The organism is Pseudomonas sp. GM18, assembly GCF_000282195.1.
Taxonomy (GTDB): domain Bacteria; phylum Pseudomonadota; class Gammaproteobacteria; order Pseudomonadales; family Pseudomonadaceae; genus Aquipseudomonas.
Map to the genome: position 1 here is coordinate 1 of NZ_AKJT01000125.1, position 19848 is coordinate 19848.

General features: G+C 60.1%; 15 protein-coding genes. 7 read left to right on the forward strand and 8 right to left on the reverse strand.

Annotated elements, in window-relative coordinates; translation table 11 throughout:
* The 3 genes from PMI21_RS02130 to PMI21_RS02120 all read left to right on the forward strand — a co-directional run.
* Positions 1 to 640 (forward strand): sensor histidine kinase (locus PMI21_RS02130; protein ID WP_007941672.1); only part of this gene is annotated, 640 nt, incomplete at its 5' end.
* Complete coding sequence (locus PMI21_RS02125; RefSeq protein ID WP_007941673.1) at positions 637 to 1965, forward strand: sigma-54-dependent transcriptional regulator; 1329 nt, start codon at positions 637 to 639, stop codon at positions 1963 to 1965. The genes PMI21_RS02130 and PMI21_RS02125, both read left to right, overlap by 4 nt.
* Positions 1966 to 1973: 8 nt before the next feature.
* Positions 1974 to 2303, forward strand: a complete 330-nt coding sequence (locus PMI21_RS02120; RefSeq protein ID WP_176466865.1) for a GlpM family protein — start codon at positions 1974 to 1976, stop codon at positions 2301 to 2303.
* A gap of 124 nt (positions 2304 to 2427) precedes the next feature.
* Here the strand turns inward: PMI21_RS02120 and PMI21_RS02115 are convergent, their stop codons facing one another.
* From PMI21_RS02115 to PMI21_RS02105, 3 genes are all read right to left on the reverse strand, one after another.
* Positions 2428 to 3336, reverse strand: a complete 909-nt coding sequence (locus PMI21_RS02115; protein WP_007941675.1) for a hypothetical protein — start codon at positions 3334 to 3336, stop codon at positions 2428 to 2430.
* On the reverse strand, positions 3333 to 4028 hold the full coding sequence (locus PMI21_RS02110; RefSeq protein WP_007941676.1) for a hypothetical protein: 696 nt from the start codon (positions 4026 to 4028) through the stop codon (positions 3333 to 3335). Before PMI21_RS02110 ends, PMI21_RS02115 begins: the two co-directional genes overlap by 4 nt.
* Positions 4029 to 4218: 190 nt before the next feature.
* Positions 4219 to 5238, reverse strand: coding sequence for an alpha/beta fold hydrolase (locus PMI21_RS02105; RefSeq protein WP_007941679.1), 1020 nt, complete (start codon positions 5236 to 5238; stop codon positions 4219 to 4221).
* 272 nt (positions 5239 to 5510) lie between these two features.
* Between PMI21_RS02105 and PMI21_RS02100 the strand changes: the two genes are divergently transcribed.
* Positions 5511 to 8435 carry a hypothetical protein gene (locus PMI21_RS02100; RefSeq protein WP_007941681.1) on the forward strand — a complete coding sequence of 975 codons (2925 nt, stop codon included), beginning with the start codon at positions 5511 to 5513 and terminating at the stop codon, positions 8433 to 8435.
* Between the two features lie 214 nt (positions 8436 to 8649).
* Here the strand turns inward: PMI21_RS02100 and metE are convergent, their stop codons facing one another.
* A complete protein-coding gene (metE, locus tag PMI21_RS02095) occupies positions 8650 to 10962 on the reverse strand; it encodes a 5-methyltetrahydropteroyltriglutamate--homocysteine S-methyltransferase (RefSeq protein ID WP_007941682.1) in 2313 nt (770 codons plus the stop codon).
* Positions 10963 to 11083: 121 nt separating this feature from the next.
* Between metE and metR the strand changes: the two genes are divergently transcribed.
* Entirely contained in the window at positions 11084 to 12001 is a 918-nt protein-coding gene (gene metR, locus PMI21_RS02090; protein ID WP_007941683.1) for a transcriptional regulator MetR, read from the forward strand.
* A gap of 117 nt (positions 12002 to 12118) precedes the next feature.
* Here the strand turns inward: metR and PMI21_RS02085 are convergent, their stop codons facing one another.
* The 4 genes from PMI21_RS02085 to PMI21_RS02070 form a co-directional block, all read right to left on the reverse strand.
* Entirely contained in the window at positions 12119 to 12628 is a 510-nt protein-coding gene (locus PMI21_RS02085; protein WP_007941684.1) for a GNAT family N-acetyltransferase, read from the reverse strand.
* A 2-nt stretch (positions 12629 to 12630) separates the two neighbouring features.
* Positions 12631 to 13269: a LysE family translocator gene (locus tag PMI21_RS02080; protein WP_007941685.1), complete on the reverse strand. Its 639-nt coding sequence runs from the start codon at positions 13267 to 13269 to the stop codon at positions 12631 to 12633.
* A 36-nt stretch (positions 13270 to 13305) separates the two neighbouring features.
* Complete coding sequence (locus PMI21_RS02075; RefSeq protein WP_007941686.1) at positions 13306 to 13740, reverse strand: NUDIX hydrolase; 435 nt, start codon at positions 13738 to 13740, stop codon at positions 13306 to 13308.
* A gap of 293 nt (positions 13741 to 14033) precedes the next feature.
* Entirely contained in the window at positions 14034 to 15386 is a 1353-nt protein-coding gene (locus PMI21_RS02070) for an HD domain-containing phosphohydrolase (RefSeq protein ID WP_007941687.1), read from the reverse strand.
* 258 nt (positions 15387 to 15644) lie between these two features.
* On the opposite strand from PMI21_RS02070, the gene PMI21_RS02065 reads away from it, so the two are divergent.
* Positions 15645 to 17951: a GGDEF/EAL domain-containing response regulator gene (locus PMI21_RS02065; protein WP_033064249.1), complete on the forward strand. Its 2307-nt coding sequence runs from the start codon at positions 15645 to 15647 to the stop codon at positions 17949 to 17951.
* Positions 17948 to 19810 carry a putative bifunctional diguanylate cyclase/phosphodiesterase gene (locus PMI21_RS02060; protein ID WP_007941690.1) on the forward strand — a complete coding sequence of 621 codons (1863 nt, stop codon included), beginning with the start codon at positions 17948 to 17950 and terminating at the stop codon, positions 19808 to 19810. The genes PMI21_RS02065 and PMI21_RS02060 overlap by 4 nt, the downstream gene beginning before the upstream one ends.
* Positions 19811 to 19848 lie beyond the last annotated feature (38 nt).

A 19848-nucleotide genomic window follows, 5' to 3' on the forward strand; every position in this document is an offset into this window, starting at 1 on the left:
CCCCCAGCCACTGGCGGCATTGCGGACCTTGTCCGGCAATACCGTGCGCTTTCTGGAACGCGGTCAACTGGATGTGGCCAGCACCAATCTCAAGACAATCAATGAACTGATCGACCGAATGGGCCGGATTACCGCCAGCCTGCGTTCCTTTGCCCGGCGCGGCGATGACCAGGGCCGGGCCAGCCTCGGCAAAGGCGTGGATGCCGCCCTGCAATTGCTGGGCAGCCGGATGGAAAGCCTGCCGCTGCAATTGCATCGCGATTTCACCGACGTGCAGGTGCAGATCGACCAGACCCGTCTGGAGCAGATCCTGGTCAACCTGATCGGCAATGCGCTCGATGCCATGCAGTCGCAGCCCCAACCGACGCTGTGGCTCGAAGGCGAGGAATTCGACGGCAAGTATCGCTTGCGGGTGCGCGACAACGGCCACGGGATCGATGCCGAAGCACGCAAGCATCTGTTCGAACCGTTCTTCACCACCAAACCCGGCGAACAGGGCCTGGGCCTCGGCCTGACCCTGTCGGCGAGCCTGGCCGCCGCCACGGGCGGGCATCTGGGTGTCGAACACCCGGCCAGCGGTGGCACCACCTTCGTCCTCAGTTTACCGTTGGTAAGCCCCACTCCCGCCGAGCCAATATGAACAACGACCTTAGTGTGCTGATCGTCGAAGACGACCCCCATGTGCTGCTCGGTTGCCAACAGGCGCTGAGCCTGGAAGACATTCCCTGCATCGGCGTCGGCAGCGCCGAAGAAGCGCTGGAGCGGGTCGGCGATAACTTCGCCGGCATCGTCATCAGCGACATCCGCCTGCCGGGCATTGATGGCCTGGAACTGCTGACCCGGCTCAAGGCCCGCGATCGCAGCCTGCCAGTGGTGTTGATTACCGGCCACGGCGACATCTCGATGGCCGTCGGCGCAATGCAGAAAGGCGCTTACGATTTCATGGAGAAACCCTTCTCCCCCGAACGCCTGGTGGACGTCGCCCGCCGCGCGTTGGAGCAACGCAGCCTGGCACGGGAAGTCTCTTCGTTGCGCCGGCAATTGGCGGAACGCGATTCCCTCGAAGGCCGGATCATCGGTCGCTCGCCCGCCATGCAGAACCTGCGGGAACTGATTGCCAACGTCGCCGATACATCCGCCAACGTGCTGATCGAAGGCGAGACTGGCACCGGCAAGGAACTGGTTGCGCGCTGCCTGCACGACTTCAGCCGCCGGCACAGCAAACAGTTCGTCGCGCTGAACTGCGGTGGCCTGCCGGAGAACCTGTTCGAAAGCGAAATCTTCGGCCACGAGGCCAACGCCTTCACCGGTGCCGGCAAGCGGCGGATCGGCAAGATCGAACACGCCGATGGCGGCACGCTGTTCCTCGACGAAGTGGAAAGCATGCCGCTGCCGTTGCAGATCAAACTGCTGCGGGTGTTGCAGGAACGCACCCTCGAACGCCTGGGTTCGAACCAGAGCGTGGCGGTGGATTGCCGGGTGATCGCCGCGACCAAGTCCGATCTGGATGAGTCGAGCAAGGCCGGCGAGTTTCGCAGCGACCTGTATTACCGCCTGAACGTGGTGACCCTGGAACTGCCGCCGCTGCGCGAACGCCGCGAAGACATCCTGCAATTGTTCGAGCACTTTTTGCAGCAGTCATCCCTGCGCTTCGACCGCTCGCTACCTGAACTGGACAACCAGACCGTGTCGATTCTGATGAGCCACGACTGGCCGGGCAACGTGCGCGAACTGCGCAACGTCGCCGAACGCTTCGCCCTCGGCCTGCCGGCCTTCAAAAAAACCGGCGCCAGTGGCAGCAACCAGGGCCTGGCGTTCGCCGAAGCGGTGGAAGCCTTCGAACGCAACCTGCTCAGCGACGCCTTGCAGCGCAGCGGCGGCAACCTGACCCAGGCCAGCCAGGAACTGGGGATGGCCAAGACCACGCTGTTCGACAAAGTGAAGAAATACGGGCTGAGCCATTAATGGACCTGATTTTCAAAGCAACCCTCGGCGCGGCGGTGGTGGTGATCCTCGCCATGCTGGCCAAGACCAAAAACTATTACATCGCAGGCCTGGTGCCGCTGTTTCCGACCTTTGCGCTGATCGCTCACTACATCGTCGGCAAGGGGCGTTCGCTGGATGATCTGAAGACCACCATCGTGTTTGGCATGTGGTCGATCATTCCGTACTTCGTCTATCTGGCGACCTTGTATGTGATGGTCGACCGGATGCGGCTGGAGGCTTCGTTGGCAGTGGCGGCGGTAGCGTGGTTGATGGCGGCGACGGTGCTGGTCAGCGTGTGGGTGCGCCTGCACGGCTAAATTCAAAAGATCGCACGACTCCTGCAGGAGCTGCCGAAGGCTGCGATCTTTTGACTTTGCTTTTGATTGCAGTATCAGAAGTTATTGAAGATCAGGATCAACAGATCGCAGCCTGCGGCAGGTCCTACGGCCCGTAAACCTTCTGCAATTGCGTTTGAGTCAACGCATCCTCGAAGGGCACAGGCACCGATTTCACTGCGCCGTAGAGGTTGCGATAACGCCAATAGTTACCGCTATGGGCCAGTTGATAACCACGCTCGACTACTCGCTGGCCATCAAGGACATAGCGCAAGGTTTCCTGGGCTGCCGCTGGTGGCGCTGGCTGCATCAGGTCGGTGGCCAGAACGCGCATCGACTCGTCGATACACTCGTCGAGCACGGCCGTAACCTTCTCCAGATCGAGGTCGCCGTCGTCAATGCACTGCTTGCCGCAGCGCCGAATCGGCTGGCTGACCACTTCGATCCGCATGCGATACAGCGCCGAACCCGCAATGTCCTGGACCTGCACCTGATTGGCCAGCACGAAACTGCCGCGATCAGGAGTGAGCATCAGTTTGGGCTCAATCACCAGACGCGCGGTGACCTGGCCTTCCCCCTGCTTGAGCCCGGCCACTTGCGCAGCCTGTTGATAGCGCTTTTGCAGACGCTCCTGCAACGGAACACCCGCGAGCAAGTCGGCCATGGGTCGCGCCTCGTTGAGCGCGGTTTTTTCCGCATCGCGCTGCAAACTGCCGCTACCCATCTGGGTGTTGATCAGGCTGGCTACCAGCAAGCCGGCAAGCCCGGCTCCGTTGCCGGAGCTCGCCACCAGATTGTGACTCGAGGATGCAGCTTTCAGGGCCGCCTCGGAGTCAATCACGGTGCTGGCGCCGACAAAGGATGGCGGCAACTGCACGTCGACCTTAAGCCCGTGGGCCTGGACGTAGGGGAAGGCACCCGGGTCCTTGAAACCGGCCTCAGGGGCCGGTTTCTGCGCACACCCCGTCAGCATCGACAGAGCCAGCGCAGCGGTGACTACGAACGGTCGCGTCATTGCGCGAACGGGGTAATCATTTGTTGGCGGCTGTTGTCCACAGCCTGATAGAACGCGTTGGACAGGTTGGTATAGGTCGGTTCGTCCCACTCACCCTGGGCCGCTTGCACAGCGACAAAAGGTTTGAACCACAGCAGTTTGTTGTCTGCCAGATCGATCACCATACCCTGTCCGCCCACCTGCGCCATCGGCACGCTGGTCGGCACGATGCTGTAGTAGCTGCGGGTGGCACCGGTGGCGTAGACATTCACCAGCAGCAGACGATCGACGCCGAATGCCGCCTTGGCCGGCGTCATGTCCCGGGTCATGTAGCCTTCGCGGAAACTGGTTTCCTTATAAGTTTTCAAGTCGAGCGGCGCGTCGATCCGCTTGGCTTTGTAACCCTTGGCCTGCAGCTTGGCGACAATGGCATCCGGCAAGGTGGTGAGGTCGCGCACTTGCCATTTTTCGACGTTGTCACTGAGCTTACTGTTAACGCCTTTGTTGATGGCCAAATCGAGAAGCCCCTGATTGCCGGTCAACGCCAGCACCGGCTCCGGCACCACGGTGATCGCCACGCCGATAGTCGGCTCTTTGGCATCCCAGAATTGGTGATCCAGCGGCACTGGAGGCTGCACATGAGCACAGCCCGTGAGGGTGAGGCAGGCAAGCAGCGTCAGCGCGGCCCAAGTGCGTAGAATGTGATTATTCATGGATCAAGTCCCTATGATGATTAACGATGCTGCCTATGTCGGCAGCATCGGCAAAAACCATAGTGGCATATTGATATATTTTTCATTCCTACGCAGATCGAACCATCAGCCGTTGACCTTGCCGCCCTTGGCGTCACTCATGATAAATCCAGGCCTGGACAGGCTCGCTCCCGCATTGGATCGAGGGGTGTTACAGAAGGTTGTGCTCAGCCACCGGATCAATCTGCGCCCAATGCGAGGTGTCTTCACGGTGGGCCTGCAAATACGGTAACACCGCCGCCAGCAACGGCGCCTTGAACGCCTCCTGGAAACGATGGGCCAGCCCTGGAATCAGCTTCAATTGGCTGCCACGAATATGCGCCGCCAGGTGCACGCCATGCATCACCGGCAACAACGGATCGGCGGTGCCGTGAACCACCAGCGTCGGCACCCGCAGTTGGTTGAGCAGCGCCACGCGGCTCGGTTCGGCGAGGATTGCCATGATCTGGCGCTTCACGCCCTCGGGGTTGAACGCCCGGTCATAGGACAGCGCCGCCTGATGCAGCAGCGCCTGCCGGTCATCGCTCACCGTCGGGCTGCCCAGTGCCGCCAGCAAATCAGCCTGTTGTTCCAGCGCCACTTCACGATTCGGCGCACCACGTCGTGAAAGTAACTGTACCAGCGCCGCACTCGGTGCCGGCAAGCCTTCGGCCCCCGAACTGGTCATCAACAGCGTCAGGCTCTCGACACGCTGCGGCGCCATCGCCGCCATATGCTGGGCAATCATCCCGCCCATGCTGGCACCCAGCACGTGAAATTGCTCGACGTGCAAGGCGTCCATCAGCCCCAGTGCATCGTCGGCCATGTCCGTCAGCGTATAAGGCGCGGCCACCGGCAAACCGAGCTTGTAGCGCAGCACTTCAAACGTCAGGTTGGCCTCGACCGGCGCTTGCCGCCACGTCGACAGGCCGACGTCTCGATTGTCATAACGAATCACCCGAAAACCCTGCTGACACAGCGCAACCACCACTTCGTCCGGCCAGTGAATCAACTGCCCGCCCAGGCCCATCACCAGCAACAACGCAGGATCGGACGCACGGCCGATGCTCTGGTACGCCAGGCTCACCTGCGCCAGATCGGCATATTCGGTTGGAACGTTAACGTCGCAACGAGACGCCGCCAAAGACGGCAGGCCAAACAACAGCACGGCCAGAAAAATGAATACACGCATGAAAAAACACCGAAACGCAGAACCCCAGTAGAGCGCGAGTCTGATGAAGTTTGATCAAGCGCGCTGCCACAGTTACGTGACAGTTTGATGAAGAGTGCTGAACGGTCGGTGCGGGGGCACAACGGATGGATCAGCTATGCCGCCCGTCGGAAACGAATGCTGACCTGTTAGTTCTGACAGTAGGCAAATTCTGCTTGCCGGCATCCAATCAGGTCATCCGCGCCATTCGAAGCTGGGTACGGCGCTATCCATTCATTAGTGGAGCCCTGGACATGACCAATCTTTCTGAAAACAGCAACGCCGCGACCCAAGTACTCGTGTTCTCCACCGATCCAAATCTGATGGGCGTACTGACGGGCGTACTGACGGACGTCCCGCCGCTCATTCCGGGGGGCAAATCTCTGGCCAATAACGTCACTGGCGTGAACCGCAACATGGTGAACAGCGACCGACGCGGTTTGTTGGGCTATATCTTTCCGTATTTCAACATGGCCAGTACCGACGAGATCCGGTTGTATCTCGGTCCACGCCCGACGCCTGTCGGGGGACTCTTTTCCGTAGGGCAGTACGTCGACCAACTGGTGCCTTTCTACATTCCGGCCGACCTCCTGGCCCAGATGTATGCCTCGCCGGTGCCCATGCCCGATGCGCTGTCGCTGTATTTCAGCGTTAAACGTCCTAGCGAAAACGAGAAAAACTCGCCTTCCTTGCCCCTGTTGTACAAACCTTTCGGGCCGGGCGAAGCGGACACCCGACTCGACCTGCCAAACAATCAGGGACTGGCCCTGCCGATCCCCTCGGAAACTGTCATCGACAAAACCGTGATCGAAAACGGTATGTTCGTCGCCGTGCCTCGATACGAGCACCAGGCAATCGGCGACGTGGTTTATCTGGCGGTAGGGCCACGCGAACTGAAAATAACGGTCACCGCTCTGGGGGATCTGCTGTTTGAATTGACGCCCGACTTCCTGGCCTCGCTGCCCAATACCGACAAGGTGGCCCTTACCTACGAAATCTGGGACATCGTGGAGAACGGCAGCGGCTGGTCGTCAGCGGTTTTCCTCGCGCTGAAACCGACGGAACAGTTACTGATAGCCCCCGTGATCGATCAGGCGGAGCCAGGCAACCCTGACAACCTCAAACACCACGCATTGAACGGCGAGACGGCAACGGTATTGCTGAACGAACAGTTCACGGCCGGTGACGTAGTGGTGCTCACGATTGTACTGTCAACCGCCGTCGGAGACCGAGTCGAGCGCGTCATCCCGCTGGACGTGAGGAGCAGCACCCGGTCACTGCGCATCGATCTGGAGAATGAATTCATTCAAAACGGCATCCGCGGCTCCATGATCCTCAGCTATACACGACAAAGGGCCGGGGACATCCGTCACTCCAAATCCTACACCGTCACCCTCAGTGGCCTCGTCCTGCCCGCCCCGGCCCCGACCATCGACGAGCAAAAGGACGAGGAACTGCCCGCCGACACCTCACCGGCACATGTGCGAATCCCCAAATACTGGCCGTTGGTCAACGGTGCAACGGTGGAGTTGTACTGGCAGGTCACCGGCACTGATGGCGTTGCCCATCTCTTCATTTTCCGCCAAGTCATCGTCGATGCCACACAGCCCGTTATCTTCACCGTGAACAACGACTACATCGACCGGTACGAGAGCAGCCCGCTGACAGTGCTCTACAAGATCGAAAATCCCGGCAAGGCCGTGGTGCAGTCAGAGATGCTGCAAATCACCATTGGCGCCGCAGCCGAGTTGCCGGCACCGACGCTGATTCAGGAGTCGCCGGGCAACCTCATTCAACCCCTGAATACCCGCTACGCCGCAACCGTGCGCGTCACCGACCCGGCGATGAGCTCGAGAAAACGTTACACCCTGACGGTCAGGGGACGTCCAGGGCTTGGCAGCCCTGTGGTCGGTTCGCAGTCGGGCAACAGCAGTGGCGAATTACATTTTGATCTGCCGCCCACCTGCATCCCCGCCAACATGGGCAACTACGTCAAGTTCGGTTGCACCGCCACCGAAGTCGGCAAACCGGATCAACCTTCCGCCGTCAGACGCTACAAAGTCTTGCCCGTAACCAACGAAGATATTAATTACCCACGTTTAAGCATCAAGGAAGTGTCGGATAACAAAGTGCTCAACCTCAACACGTTTACCGGCGATGCACACTGGACACTGCCACCCTATTTGTTCATCGCCGCAGGCACTTCCTTGCGGGTGGCACTCAGCGGCAACGATGCCCAGCACGTCATCATGCTCTTCGAAGGGAAGATTTCCGCCAACCATGTAAGGGATGGCTTGAGCGGCACTATCAGCCGGGAACAGTTGAAACGGTACAAGGACGGTACGCAGGTGTTTGGCCTATCGATCGCCGACTTTAATGACCAGGGCGGCGTTGATACGTTTTTCCCGATGCTTGAACTGACGATCAAAACCGAAATGCTGGCCAGGCCGAGTATTACCCAACTGATCGACAATCAACCGCCAATTGTCGGACAGGTAGTCAATGGGGGAACCTGTGACGACCCCACGCCCCTGGTCATTGGTACGGCAACGCCGAAAAGCGTGGTGCACTTGTTTAATGGCGCAACCGAAGTGACGACTGTCATCGTCGACGACAACGGGATCTGGACCAAGGAAGTCAACGTCGGATTCGGCCGACACACTCTGACCGCAAAAACACCGGACGGCCAACAGGTTTCCAACACCTGGACAGTCACCGTCGCGGCCGATCTGGGAGATTTGGGACTGGGCGCACTGGATTTGAACGGTTGGCTCGCGACTGAAACGGGAGGTCGATACGGGGGCTATGGGCGTTATGGAACGGGCAATTCCTGGGATAACTGGACGCCTGGCGGAGCCATCCATTCCGGCATCATGCTGTACAAGGAATTGCCCTTGAAAATAGGAGCCAGCTACCGCTTCACTGCTCATGTCAGAAACATTACCGGTTCTGCCGGGCGCCACCAGCCAATATTCAACCTGTTCGTCTTTGGCTATATGGACTCGGCGCCCTTCACTCCACCCAGGAACAGCGTCGCCTATGCGATGTCTGGAGACTTCACCGCCACAACCAACACAGGAACGTTTTACATCCGTAACTTTCAGGGCACACCCGATGGCAATGACACCAGTATTGCCTTGATCGAAGTACGACAACTCACCAATGGCACATCGGGTTGAAAGGGCACAAACAGGACAGATTCAATGATAGCTGAGTTGCGAACAGCCGCTCCCACAGGGCTTGCTCGCTCACATCATCACGTCTGTCCGATGCAATAACTATGTACCGCCACCGACAACTTTCCAAGCGAGAGCAAGCTCTCTCGCCACACAAGCTTGCTCCCAAATGGATTGTGCTCGACTGAGCGGCATTAACGCTCCTTTCGAACGTGCATCAAGCCGGTTGACTGCGCAACTGCCGAGCCGCCGCCACCATATTCACCAACGCCGCCTCAGTCTCCGGCCACGCCCGGGTCTTCAGCCCGCAATCCGGGTTCACCCACAACCGCTCCGCCGGAATGCGTTTAACGGCTTTGCTCATCAACTTGACCATTTCGGCCGTGTCCGGTACCCGTGGCGAGTGGATGTCGTAGACGCCCGGGCCGATGTCATTCGGGTAGTCGAAGGCTTCGAAAGCCTCCAGCAGTTCCATGTCCGAGCGCGAGGTTTCGATGGTGATCACGTCGGCATCCATCGCCGCGATGGACTCGATCACATCGTTGAATTCGCTGTAGCACATGTGGGTATGGATCTGGGTTTCGTCGCGCACGCCCGATGCACTCAGGCGGAACGCTTCCACCGCCCAGTCGAGGTATTCCTGCCATTGCGCCCGGCGTAGCGGCAGGCCTTCGCGGAACGCGGCCTCGTCAATCTGCACGATCTTGATGCCGGCAGCTTCCAGGTCGACCACTTCATCACGCAGGGCCAACGCCAACTGCTGCGCCTGGACTTTGCGCGAGACGTCTTCGCGAGGGAACGACCACATCAGCATGGTCACGGGGCCGGTGAGCATACCTTTCATGACCTTGTCGGTCAGGCTCTGGGCATAGGTGATCCAGTCGACGGTCATGGCGTTTGGGCGGCTCAGGTCGCCGTAGATGATCGCCGGTTTGACGCAGCGCGAACCGTAGCTCTGGACCCAGCCGAAGCGGGTGAAGAGGTAGCCGTCCAGTTGCTCGGCGAAGTATTCGACCATGTCGTTGCGTTCGGCTTCACCGTGCACCAGCACGTCCAGCCCCAGGCGTTCCTGGACTTGCACGGCATGGCGGATTTCGCTGTGCATGGCATCGGTGTAATCGTTGGCCGACAGCTTGCCTTGCTTGAAGGCCTGGCGAGCCAGACGGATCGAGCCGGTTTGCGGGAACGAGCCGATGGTGGTGGTCGGGAACGCCGGCAGTTTCAACCGCGCACGCTGCTGCTCGATGCGTTTGACAAACGGCGAGTGGCGTTGGCTGTCCGCCGCGCCGATGGCGTTGACGCGGGCCTGAACCTGCGCTTTGTGGATGCGTGGCGATTGGGCGCGGCCGGCCTGAATGGCGCGGCTTTCAGCCAGGGCAGCTTGCACCTTCGGCGCTTGCGGATCGTTCAGGGCATCGCGCAGCACGGCAATTTCACCGCACTTCTGCACGGCAAACGCCAGCCAGCTTTTCAGTTCAGGATCGAGTTTGTCTTCACGCTCCAGGTCCACCGGGCTGTGCAGCAGCGAACAGGAACTGCTGACCCACAAGTTATCGCCAAAGCGTTCCTGGGCAAATTGCAGCTGGGCCAGGGCTTGTTCCAGTTCACAGCGCCAGACGTTGCGGCCATTGACCAGGCCCACCGACAGAATCTTGTAAGTCGGTAGACGATCCAAAACCTGGCCAAGCTGATCCGGCGAACGCACCGCATCGATGTGCAAGCCTTGCACCGGCAGCCCGACGGCCAGCCCGAGGTTGTCTTCCAGGCCACTGAAGTAGGTGGCCACGAGTTTTTTCAGCGGCGAGTATTGAAGGATGTGGTAAGCGCGCTCGAAGGCGTTTTTCCAGGCCTGTGGCAGGTCGAGGGTCAGGATCGGCTCATCGATCTGCACCCACTCCACGCCTTGGGCGGCGAGGCGGCCGAGGATTTCACCGTAGATTGGCAGCAGGCGTTCCAGCAGGTCGAGTTTGTCGAAGTCGTTGCCTTTGGCCTTGCCCAGCCACAGGTAAGTCAGCGGGCCGATGATCACCGGTTTGACGTTGTGGCCGTGGGCCTTGGCTTCTTCGACTTCATCGAACAACTGTTCCCAGCTCAGTTTGAACTGTTGGTCAGCGCTGAATTCCGGGACCAGGTAGTGGTAGTTGGTGTCGAACCACTTGGTCAGTTCCTGGGCGTATTGCGCCTTGGCATGTTCGCCGCCGCAGCAGGTCGCGGTGGCACCACGAGCCATGGCGAACAGGGTGTCGAGGGTCGGCAGGCCACGTTCATCCTTGACGCTGTCGAAACGCCCGGGGATCACACCGAAGGTCAGCGAGTGAGTCAGCACCTGGTCATACCAGGCGAAGTCGCCCACGGGCAACAGGTCGATGCCGGCGTCTTTCTGCAATTGCCAGTGGGTGGCGCGCAACTGGCGGCCGACGCTTTTCAATGCGTCCTGGTCGAGGTCGCCCTTCCAGTAGGCTTCGAGGGCTTTTTTCAGTTCGCGGTCAGCGCCGATGCGCGGGAAACCAAGGGTGTGGGCCAATGCCATGGTGAGAGTTCTCTCTAATAGAAGATGCTATAAAACATGGTGCTATTGTCGACAGCCCACCCAACATGAGACAAACTCAACCTTTTCGTGTTGATCACAAGTTTTCCTCATGGAGCCCCCGGTGCTTGAAATTCGTCACCTGAAAACCCTGCACGCCCTGCGCGAAGCTGACAGCCTGGTGGATGCGGCCGATCGCCTGCACCTGACCCAGTCGGCGCTGTCCCACCAGTTCAAGGAGCTGGAAGAACGCATGGGCATGCCGCTGTTCGTGCGCAAGACCAAACCGGTGCGCTTCACCAGTGCCGGCTTGCGCCTGCTGCAACTGGCCGATGCCACCCTACCGTTGCTGCGCAGTGCCGAGCGTGACATTGCACGGTTGGCCGGTGGCACTGCGGGGCGTTTGCACATGGCGATCGAGTGCCACAGTTGCTTTCAGTGGCTGATGCCGACCATCGACCAGTTCCGCGATGCCTGGCCGGAAGTCGAGCTGGACCTGGCCTCGGGTTTCTCCTTCGCCCCGCTACCGGCGCTGGCCCGAGGCGACCTGGACCTGGTGGTGACCTCCGATCCGCTGGAACTGGTCGGCATCACTTACGTACCGTTGTTCACCTACGAAGCCATGCTCGCGGTGGCGAACCAGCACCGCCTGACGAACAAGCCGTACATCGTGCCCGAAGACCTGCTCACGGAAACCTTGATCACCTACCCGGTGGAACGTGATCGGCTGGACATCTTCACCCGCTTCCTCGAGCCGGCCGACATCGAACCGGCGCAGGTCCGCACCTCGGAACTGACGGTGATGATGATGCAACTGGTGGCCAGCGGTCGCGGCGTCTGCGGCATGCCCCATTGGGCGCTGCACGAGTACAGTTCACGGGGTTATGTGAAGGCCAAGCGACTGGGCGAGAAAGGCTTGTTTGCGACGTTGTATGCCGGGATTCGCGCCGACATGCTGGATGCGCCGTACATGCGCGACTTTTTGCTGACGGCCAAGGACACGTCGTTTTCGACGCTGGATGGGGTTAGTGCCGTTCGATAGATCGATTGATCGTTCCCACGCTCCCGCGTGGGAATACCACAACGGACGCTCTGCGTTCGGCTCTGGAAGGGACGCGGAGCGCCCCGGGCTGCATTCCCACGCAGAGCGTGGGAATGATCAAGGCTCAGCGGTGATCTCGCGCCACATGTGGATCTTGTCGAAGTAGTCTTCGCCGACCCGCACCGCCAACGGTTCCAGGCCAAACTGCACGAAGCCGCAGCGCTGATACAGCCTGAAGGCCGCTTCGTTGCCGGCGGTGACGGTCAGCTGGATCAGCCTCAGGCCCTCATGGGCCTGCGCTTCAGCCAACACGGCCTGTACCAGTTGATAACCGAGCCCACGCTGGCGCACCTTGCCGGTCACGTACATGCCAAACAGCGTTGCCTTGTGCCGGGCCTTTTCCCGAGACTCGAAAGCCAGGCCGACGATGCCTGCCAGTTTCCCTTCCTCGAACGCCCCGAGCACCCGGTCCAGCTTGCTGGTCAGGCGCGATTCCCACCACCCCAGCGGCATCGCGGCGCGCTCGCGCACGCTGGAGGTGAACGCCTGGGGATGCGAGTCGTAGGCTTCGAGCATCAGCGCCCGATAATCCAGGGCATGACTGGCATCAAGCCGCTGAATCCACATGTTCAGGCCACTCGCCGCTGCTCAAACATCAAGCGCACCGCCAGCCCGGACAATACGAAGCCCATGAAGTAACGCTGCATCGCCAGCCAGTTCGGGTTGTTGACGAACCAGGACGCGATGCCTGCGGCGAACAGCGCGATCAGCAAGTTGACGCTGAAACTCACGCTGATCTGGGTCAGGCCGAGGATGATGCTCTGGCTGAACACCGAACCGTGCTCAGGGGAAATGAACTGCGGAAACACCGACAGGTAAAACACCGCAATTTTCGGGTTCAATGCACTGGTCAGAAAGCCCATCGTGATCAATTTGCGTGACGAGTCCGCCGGCAACTGCTGCGCCTCGAACGGCGAACGCGCACCGGGCTTGACCGCCTGCCAGGCCAACCACAGCAGGTACAACGCACCGGCCCACTTCAGCACCTCGTAGGCCACCGGCACGGCCATGAACACCGCGGTCAAACCCGCGGCGGCAGCGAACAGGTGCACTAGAAATCCCGCGACCACCCCCAGCAATGACGTCACCCCGGCCTTGCGTCCCTGGCAGATGGAACGGGAGATCAGGTAGATCATGTTCGGCCCGGGCGTGAGTACCATCAGCAACGCCGCGGCGGCAAAAATCAGCAAGTCTTGAAGCGGAATCATGGGCATCCTGTCCTTGAAGTCAGAGGGCCTGGGTGATCAGGCGGTTTCGATCAGCGAAGCTCGATAAAACGGCAAGATCAGGTCCCGTGTCAATGGCGCCAGGGTGAGATCGCCGTCGGTGGCCGGGTCGATCCAGCGCACCTCTTCGATTTCCGCCGCCGGGCAAACATGCGAATCGATGGTCAGCTGAAACAGTTCGGCCTGTACGACAAAGCCCGGCTCGTTGGCGGCCGGTGCCGAGAATGGCCCCAGGTAGGTGGCGTGCGCCGGATCGATGACCAGTCCCAGTTCCTCTTCCAGCTCACGTGCGAGGGCGTGGAGCGGTTGCTCATGGGCCTCGATCTTGCCCCCCGGCTGCATGAACGCCTGGGTGCCGCGCTTGCGCACCAGCAGGGTGCGACCGTCGGGGCCGATCAGCAGGGCAGCGGCAATGCGGATGATGCGGGGCGAAGCGTCGGATGAAAGTGTCATGGATCAGGATTGGCCTTGGGTAAAAGGCGCAAGGATCACATGAGGGCTGGCTTTTCGTCACGCCGAAAAAAATCTCCGCAGCCCTCCCTGTAGGAGCGCAATGCTGTTCACTTAAGCCGTAATGCGATCCGTAGCAGCTGTCGAGCCTGCGAGGCTGCGTTCGGCTGCGTAGCAGTCGTGAGTCCGGCTGACGCGGTCTGCCTGACCCACCGCAATCACCGGTTTGACGACTGCTGCGCAGTCGAACGCAGCCTTCGGCAGCTGCTACAAAGAATGCGTCGCGGCCTACAGACTCAACTCGTCTCGAGAATCGCCACTTCCTCCGGCACTTTCACAAAAATGCTGTACTTGGCACCTTCCATTGCCTCGAACGCGATCAGTTTTTCCACCAGCGGCCCGTTCAACACCTTGCCGGCATTGAGCAGCAGCATGCCGTTGTCGGCATTGAGGTTGCGCGCCAGGATCATGCCCGCCGCCAAGTCCCGGGTGGTCAGCACCTTGACCGTCGGGTCGGACAGCGTCACATCGCTCAGGTAAGCGGCGCAGACCCGAATGAAATCCTCCACCAGTTCCGGGTCATAGAGCCGACCGGCGTACTGGCGGATATACACCAGGGCTTCATCGCTGTTCATCTGTCGCTCAAGGATCAGCCCGCGCTGCAACTCGATGAAATCCACCGCCAGCTTCAGTAACCGTGAACCGAGCGGAATGGCCTCGCCCTTGAGCCGATCGGGAAAACCGCTGCCGTCCCAACGCTCCTGATGGTGCAGGATCAGCCGCGCGGCATCCTTCATCGGGTCGAGCGTCATCAGCAGCGACTCACTCTGCTTCGGATACCCCCGATAGCGCTCGCGGTCATTGTGATGCAGCAGATCCGAAGGCGTGCTCATCATGCTGTCGGTCCAGCTCAACTTACCGATGTTGTAGAGCGCCGCCGCCATGGTCAGGTCACGGCTGGTGGCTTCGTCCAGGCGATGGAGTTTGCAGTACACCCGCACCAGTTCGATGATCTGCCGGTTGGTCTGCTTGGCGGGTGGCAGGCGCAGGTTGGCCAGCAACGAAAACACTTCCGTGCCGGTGACATAGCTGCGCTTGAGCTCTTCGTAAGCCAGGTCCAGCATGTCAGCCGTCTGTTGCAGCTCACTGGTGCGGGCCGCGACGTGTTTTTCCAGGGTGGTGTTGAGCAGCTTCAGTTTCTCGTTCTGGTCCCACGTTTCCTGCACCAGACGCAACCGCTCACGCTCGGAATACTGATAGGCCAGCGATTGTCGCAACGTCAGCAGCATTTCCTCGTCGTGCCAGGGCTTGCTGATGTAACGATGGATCTGCCCTTCATTGATGGCTTTGATAATGGCCGAGGGGTCGGCATAACCGGTCAGCATGATCCGGGTGGTGTCGGGGTAGCGCTGATGGACGTGGGCCAGCAGCGTGGCGCCGTCCATATTGGGCATGCGCGCGTCACTCATCACCAGATCGATCGGCCGCTGCGCCATGATTTCCAGGGCCTGGGCACCGCTGGTGGCCAGCAGCACCTCGTAGGGCTGGCTGCGTAGCAGGCGGCGCAGGCTGTTGAGAATCGACTCCTCATCGTCGACCAGCAGTAACGTGGGTTTATCGGTCACAGTCGTGGGGAGCTGCTCTTCCATGGCGATACCTCAAGTGAAACCAGCCTCTTTATGTCAGGCGCGGAAGAACATCCTCTGACTTTCCCGAGCCTGAGCTACAGGCTAGATGATTTTCAGACTGACTCCGCAAATGATTCGTTTCAGTCAACCGGGCGAATATCGGAGCGGCCGACTATGCTCAGGTCACTCGGATCCAAAACGATGCCCGCTCCGTCCAGCGATCAGGGAAGGGATACCCTCTATGAGCTCATCGCACCAAACTGCTGTTGGTACAGGCGCATGTCAGTGAATACGCTGCTTGCGCGGACTAATCGTCGGATTCTCATCGTCGACGACACCGCGTCGATCCATGAGGATTTCGCCAAGATTCTCAGTCCGTCATCGATCGAAGACGACAGTCTGGCCAGCGCTGAAAACGCCCTGTTCGGCACCTCCGTGACGGTATCGTCGCAAGGTTTTGTCATTGAATCCGCGTTTCAGGGCCGTGAAGCGCTGGACAAGGTCGAGACCGCACTGGCGAATGACTCGCCCTACGCGATGGCCTTCATCGACATGCGCATGCCGCCGGGCTGGGACGGCCTGGAAACCATCGAACGCCTGTGGCAGGTCGATCCCAAGCTGCAAGTGGCGCTCTGCACCGCGTATTCCGACTATTCCTGGGAAGACATCGACGAGCGCCTGGAACTGGGCGATCGCCTGCTGATCCTGAAAAAACCCTTCGATGCCATCGAAATCCGCCAGATGGCCAGTGCATTGACCGCCAAATGGCAAATGACCGAAGACGCGGCGCTGAAGATGTCCCTGCTGGAGCAAGCGGTCGAGGAGCGAACCCGGGAGCTGTCCGACGCCAACATCATTGTGCAGAACAGCCCGACCATTCTGTATCGGTTGCGGGGCGAACCGTCGTTTCCGTTGATGTATATCTCCCACAACATCACCAAATACGGCCACATCGCGGCGGCCCTGGTGGCTTCGTCCAACTGGGCTCAGGAGCTGATCCATCCCGACGATCAAGAGAAAGTCGACACGGCCATGGCACGAGTGCTGGACCGCCATGCAGCCGGCGCATCCATCGAGTTCCGGATGCGCACCGGCGACGGTGACTGGCGCTGGGTCGAAAACCGCTACATCCCGGTGCGCGACGATGAAGGTCGCTTGCTGGAAGTCGAAGGCATCATCATCGACATCACCGAACGCAAACTGGCCGAGGAAAAGATCGCCCTGCTGGCCCGCACCGACGGGCTGACCGGGCTGGCCAACCGCGCGACGCTGATCGAGCGCCTGCATCAGGCGTTCGCCGCCGCCCGGCGAGGGGCCACCCCGTTCGCCATGTTTTACCTGGACCTGGATCACTTCAAACGCATCAACGACACCCTGGGCCACCCGGTGGGCGACCTGTTGTTACAGGAGGTCGCTCGACGGATCAAAACCTGCGTGCGGGAAAACGACGTGGTCGCCCGGCTGGGGGGCGACGAGTTCGCGATCCTGCAACTGGACGTCGGCGATCCGACCCAATCAGCGGCCCTGGCCGCCAAGGTGCGCGACGCGCTGGTGCTGCCCTACTCCCTGGCCGGCAATGCTGTGCGGGTCTCGGTCAGCATCGGCATCAGCAGCTACACCCAGGTCAGCCTCAGCGCCGACAGCCTGTTGACCCAGGCCGACATGGCGCTCTATCGCTCCAAGGAAAAGGGCCGCAACCAGTACCACTTCCACTCCGAGGAAATCAATCAGGAAGTGGTCGAGCGCATGACCATCGCCAACGACTTGAAAACCGCCATCGAACGCGACGAACTCGAGCTGCGTTACTGGCCGGAAGTAGACCTGAGCAGTGGCAGGATCCTCGGCATGGAAGCGCAGGTCAGCTGGAATCACCCCATACGCGGTTTACTGGAAGCCCCGGCATTTCTGCCCGCGGCGGAAAAGACCGGCATCATCATCGCCCTCGGTCACTGGGTGCTGGAGCGCGCCTGTAGGCAAATGCGCCAGTGGCGTGACGAAGGCATGGCACCACCGGTGGTGGCGATAAAACTGTCCCTGGCCCAGCTCAAGAGTGGTCCCGAACTGATCTATGACGTGTTGCGTACCACCGCCCGCTGGGATCTGTGCCCGTGGGACCTGCGTTTCGACGTCACCGAAGCGACCCTGGCCCAGACCAAGTGGACGCACAACGATATCCTGCCGCGCCTGCATGAGCTGGGCGTGAAGATCGCCATCGATGACTTCGGCACCGAATACTCTTCGTTCGACTACCTCAAGACTTACCAGGTCAATCATCTGAAACTCGCTCAGGCGTTCATCGACGCCGCCGCCCACGACGCGGCCAGTGCCACCACCTTGCGAGCCATTATCAATTTCGCCCGCGAGGTCGGGATCGGCATCATCGCCGAAGGTGTCGAAACCCAGGAGCAACGCACTTCGCTGATGGCCACCGGCTCACCGATGAACGCCCAGGGCTACTACTTCAGCAAAGCGGTCAGCAGCCAGCAGGCCGCTGAACTGTTGAAGGCCGGAAGCATCGTGCACGCGAATCACAATCCCGGAGCAAGGCCGGGCGATTCGCAACGTGCCACGGAGGACAAGGAATGAAAACTCCGTTCATCCAGGCCAACCGGCGCATTCTGATCATCGACGACACGCCCTCGATCCATGAGGACTTTCGCAAGATCCTGGGCGCCGATACCGACGATGAACTAACCCTCGCCGGCACTGAAGCCGCGCTGTTCGACACCCCGCAAACGACTCGGCAGGTCTTCCAGCTCGACTCCGCCTATCAAGGCCAGGAAGCACTCAAACTGGTCAAGCGGGCCCAGGCAGAAGGTCGCCCTTACGCCATGGCGTTTACCGACATGCGCATGCCCCCGGGCTGGGATGGCCTGGAAACCATCGAACGGCTCTGGAAGGTCGACCCTCATCTGCAAATCGCGCTGTGCACGGCTTTCTCCGATTACACCTGGGAAGCCATGGCCGAACGGCTGGAATTCGGCGATCAGTTGCTGGTGTTGAAAAAACCCTTCGACAGTCTGGAAATACGCCAGATGGCCAGCGCCCTGACCTGGAAGTGGCAGATGGCGCAGGACGCGGCGATAAAAATGCTGAGTCTGGAGAAAACCATCGAAGCCCGGGTCCACGAACTGCTCAAGGTGTCTCATCTATTGCAGTACGACGTGTTGACCGAGCTGCCCAACAGCACCTTGCTGGGTGACCGGCTGAACCAGTCCCTGGCTTTGTCCAGACGTCATGACAAACAACTGGCGGTGATGTTTCTGGGGCTCGACCGCTTCAAGCGCATCAACAATGCGTTGGGTCACCCGACCGGTGACGAGATGCTCAAGCGTGTCGGGCAAAGCCTGGTGGCCTGCGTGCGCGCCTCCGACTCGGTGTTTCGCTACGGCTCCGACGAATTTGTAGTAATCCTGGCCGACATCCACCACCCACAACAGACCAAGGGCATCGCCGAAAAACTGTTGAACGCCATACGTGCGCCCCAGCACGTCGCCGGACACGACCTGAGCGTGACGGCCAGCCTGGGCATCAGCATCTATCCCGATGACGGTTTCGATGCCATCGCACTGATCAAGAAAGCCGAAACCGCGATGCGTAACGTCAAGGAAAGCGGCCCCAACGATTTCAGCTTTTTCATCGATGAGATGAACCAGCGCGCCCGGGAACAGCAAACCATCGAGTCGGGGATTCGCCTGGCGCTGGAGCGGAACGAGTTTGTCCTGCACTACCAACCGAAACTCGACCTGGGCAGCGGCAAGGTGGTCGGCGCCGAGGCGTTGATCCGCTGGCAAAAACCGGGGCAAGGCTGGATCTACCCGACAGACTTCATCGGTGTGGCCGAAGACAGCGGCTTGATCGTGCCGTTGAGCAAATGGGTGCTGGCCCAGGCCTGTCGACAAGCCCGTACCTGGCAGGCGAATGGCCTGCCGGATCTGTGCATGTCGGTGAACGTGTCGGCCATCGATTTCCGCCAGCGGGATTTTGTCGAAGGCATCGAACAGATACTCCAGCAAACCGGTATGGACCCCGCCTTGCTGGAGCTGGAAATCACCGAAGGCGTATTGATGCAGAACGTCGATGCCACGATGGTCGCGCTGAATCGGCTCAAGGCGTTGGGAGTTCGGCTGGCCATCGATGACTTCGGCACCGGCTATTCCAGCCTGAGTTACTTGCAACGGTTTCCCATCGATGTACTGAAAATCGACCAGTCGTTCATTCGTGGCCTGGGCCGTGACAGCAACGACGCGGCCCTGGTCGGCGCCATCATCAGCCTGGGCAAAAGCCTCAATCTGACGGTCATTGCCGAAGGGGTGGAAACCCTCGAACAACTGAATTTTCTCAAGGCGCTCCATTGCGAGGAAGGCCAGGGTTACTACTTCAGCAAAGCCGTGGAGCCGGACGCCTTCGTGCAATACCTGACATCCGTAAAGCCCACCTCCTGAACGTTGTGCAACGACACACAGGCTCTGTGCCAAGGAAT

What these genes read in the sequence shown, in the direction of transcription:
- PMI21_RS02080 (WP_007941685.1), bottom strand. Translation starts at nt 13,269, where the DNA reads ATGATTCCGCTTCAAGACTTGCTGATTTTTGCCGCCGCGGCGTTGCTG.
- PMI21_RS02075 (WP_007941686.1), bottom strand. Translation starts at nt 13,740, where the DNA reads ATGACACTTTCATCCGACGCTTCGCCCCGCATCATCCGCATTGCCGCT.
- PMI21_RS02100 (WP_007941681.1), top strand. Translation starts at nt 5,511, where the DNA reads ATGACCAATCTTTCTGAAAACAGCAACGCCGCGACCCAAGTACTCGTG.
- PMI21_RS02065 (WP_033064249.1), top strand. Translation starts at nt 15,645, where the DNA reads ATGTCAGTGAATACGCTGCTTGCGCGGACTAATCGTCGGATTCTCATC.
- PMI21_RS02070 (WP_007941687.1), bottom strand. Translation starts at nt 15,386, where the DNA reads ATGGAAGAGCAGCTCCCCACGACTGTGACCGATAAACCCACGTTACTG.
- PMI21_RS02125 (WP_007941673.1), top strand. Translation starts at nt 637, where the DNA reads ATGAACAACGACCTTAGTGTGCTGATCGTCGAAGACGACCCCCATGTG.
- PMI21_RS02085 (WP_007941684.1), bottom strand. Translation starts at nt 12,628, where the DNA reads ATGTGGATTCAGCGGCTTGATGCCAGTCATGCCCTGGATTATCGGGCG.
- PMI21_RS02115 (WP_007941675.1), bottom strand. Translation starts at nt 3,336, where the DNA reads ATGACGCGACCGTTCGTAGTCACCGCTGCGCTGGCTCTGTCGATGCTG.
- metE (WP_007941682.1), bottom strand. Translation starts at nt 10,962, where the DNA reads ATGGCATTGGCCCACACCCTTGGTTTCCCGCGCATCGGCGCTGACCGC.
- PMI21_RS02105 (WP_007941679.1), bottom strand. Translation starts at nt 5,238, where the DNA reads ATGCGTGTATTCATTTTTCTGGCCGTGCTGTTGTTTGGCCTGCCGTCT.
- PMI21_RS02060 (WP_007941690.1), top strand. Translation starts at nt 17,948, where the DNA reads ATGAAAACTCCGTTCATCCAGGCCAACCGGCGCATTCTGATCATCGAC.
- PMI21_RS02110 (WP_007941676.1), bottom strand. Translation starts at nt 4,028, where the DNA reads ATGAATAATCACATTCTACGCACTTGGGCCGCGCTGACGCTGCTTGCC.